2 protein-coding genes are annotated in these 2,252 nt (G+C 58.2%); both read right to left on the bottom strand.

Annotation, left to right across the window (positions count from 1 at the left end):
• Positions 1–675: 675 nt before the first annotated feature.
• Entirely contained in the window at positions 676–1,008 is a 333-nt protein-coding gene (locus AB4Y42_RS43810; protein ID WP_368697833.1) for a transposase, read from the bottom strand.
• 86 nt (positions 1,009–1,094) lie between these two features.
• Complete coding sequence (locus AB4Y42_RS43815; protein ID WP_368697834.1) at positions 1,095–2,117, bottom strand: SMP-30/gluconolactonase/LRE family protein; 1,023 nt, start codon at positions 2,115–2,117, stop codon at positions 1,095–1,097.
• Positions 2,118–2,252: the final 135 nt, after the last annotated feature.

A 2,252-nucleotide genomic window follows, 5' to 3' on the forward strand; every position in this document is an offset into this window, starting at 1 on the left:
TTGCGAAGTGGGCAGGCAGCAAGACTAGGTGGACCGTATTAGGCACCACACCGACAAATGTGCGGCCGCTTTGGGCGCAAACTCAGTCATCCAGCGCCGAAACATTACAGGCCCTTACTGGCCGCACACGGCACCACGCCTGACCGCGGAATTCGCGTTTCGCGTGCCTTACATATTGAAGGCACGCGTCGATTTGGCACAGTCAGACGCTTTCCTCCCAACGGACGGGGTTGCGTCTCGGCAATTGGCCATCGGAAACTTGTCTAACGAATGCCTTGTAGGCCGTTCTTCTCCAACGCAGAATTGATCAACGCGGCGACCCGCAGTCCATTCACCGTTGACGCTTGTTGAATTTGCGCCTTGATGGCAGGGTCCGACAATGCGCTCGTGTATTTGACGAGGGATTGGATCGCGATATATAGAAATTAAATGCGTAAGGTCCGCATCCGACAGATCAGCGACGCCAGCACGCATCATCACTTCGACGGCCCCACCACCTTTGGCCGCCATCTCGGCAACAGACGCGGTCACCTCGTTTTGTATCTCAAGCCACTTATCCGGTCCGACATTGGGATTGACTAGCTTTGCCTTCAACAGCATTGCTTGGGCAGCCAGCGCTTCCAGAGGTTCTTGCTTTCCCCCTGCTCACACTGGATAAGTTGACGGATTAGTTGCTCACGGTTGGCCAGGCACCACAGTCGGTGCTCCACCGAGCTGTACCACCGGCACGAAGGCTGGAGACGCAGCCTCACGCACCTGGGTCCCTGCACCGCCACTTCGCGCGCGTAAGTGATCGCTTATCCACCTGCGTAACAGGTTCGCGTTCAGCCCGTGCTCCAGCGCCATTCCTGACACTGATACATTCGGCTGCAAGCACGCCTCAACCAGTTCTTGCTTGGTCTGCGGGTCGAAGCGTCGGCGTCGCCCGCCGCGCTGAAAGCCTGCTACCAGACGTGCCTTCAGATCGCTGATGTTGTCTTCTGCCATAGCGTCCACTTCGTAGTTCAAGTGGACGCTATCGTCGCCGCTCTAGCCTCGCTGGAACAGGGCGTCGATGAACGATCGCTTACCTTCTTTCAGGTCCGCTCATGGACTCACCTTTCGCCGAAATGCTCGGGAATCCGTATTCTCGAGATCGTGTGGACCTTCACCTGGCGAGCCCACGGTCCATCGATTGTCCGTTGATCCTGCGAAACGGCCGCGCCGTAATCGAGCGAAATGTTGGTGACAAGAACGTCCTCACCATGGAATACGAAAGCAGACGGCCAGAGAAAGCCGATGGGTGCCCCGTCGCGATCGATTCCGCCGAAGTCGCCGAGCTTGGCAATCACCCGGCCCTGCGTCGGCTCGAGCACGAGAATCTCATCGGACTGGTTGCACACGACCCAGATGTTGTCGTGCCCGTCGATTTTCAGACCGTCGGGCCCGCCGCCGACGCGGTTGACGAAGACCTCAGGCGTGCCGGGTTCGAGCATCGGGCCAGTCACTGGTATCTTGACAATCGTGTCGTTCGCCGTATTGGAGACGAACAACGCCGTCTTCTCGTTATTGAACGCCATATCATTCGCACCGATGCCAGGTGGTAGCCTCGTCGGCTTGAGCAGCGGGCTTGTGACCCACGCCGACCCTTCGCCGCCGTATGGTCCGACTTTCCAGATAATGCCCTGGTGGCCGTCGGTCACGTACACATTGCCCGCGGCGTCGAACATCAACCCGTCGAGGCCGGGGTCCGTGCCCGTGACCGTCATGAACACGGATGAGGCACCCGTCCTGGGATCGACGCTCAGAACCTTCCCGGTCACGTTATCGACCACAAGCAACTTGCCCGTCTGGGGATGGAAGCCAATGTCAGTCAATATTCCGCTCGTGCCCCCGATGCCGACAGTCCGTAGGTACTTGCCCTGTGGGTCGAACACAAGGAACGTTCCCCCAAACGTGGTGACATAGATGTTGCCCTCGCGATCCACGGTGATCCCCGCGGGATGCGCTTCACCGGGGGGCAACGTGGCGAATCTTTCGACCTTCCCGCGCTCCCAGGCCTGCGTGGTGAGCGGCGTCGCCAGCAACACCAACCATATCAGCATCGGTAACATCAGCATTGACTTGGCTCTGTTCATTCTCTGTCTCCTCTCAAGAAACACACACCAAATGATTGTTTTGTATTTGCTTTTTTATTCGATGGTCTGCGCAGGCATGAGCTTCATGCCAAGCTTTTCGGCGCGCTTTGTCAGGTGATGCAGGACGCGCTGGCG

The organism is Paraburkholderia sp. EG286B, from assembly GCF_040965655.1.
Lineage (GTDB): Bacteria > Pseudomonadota > Gammaproteobacteria > Burkholderiales > Burkholderiaceae > Paraburkholderia.

Coding starts and splice junctions, on each gene's coding strand:
- AB4Y42_RS43815 (WP_368697834.1), bottom strand. CDS start 2,117: ATGAACAGAGCCAAGTCAATGCTGATGTTACCGATGCTGATATGGTTG.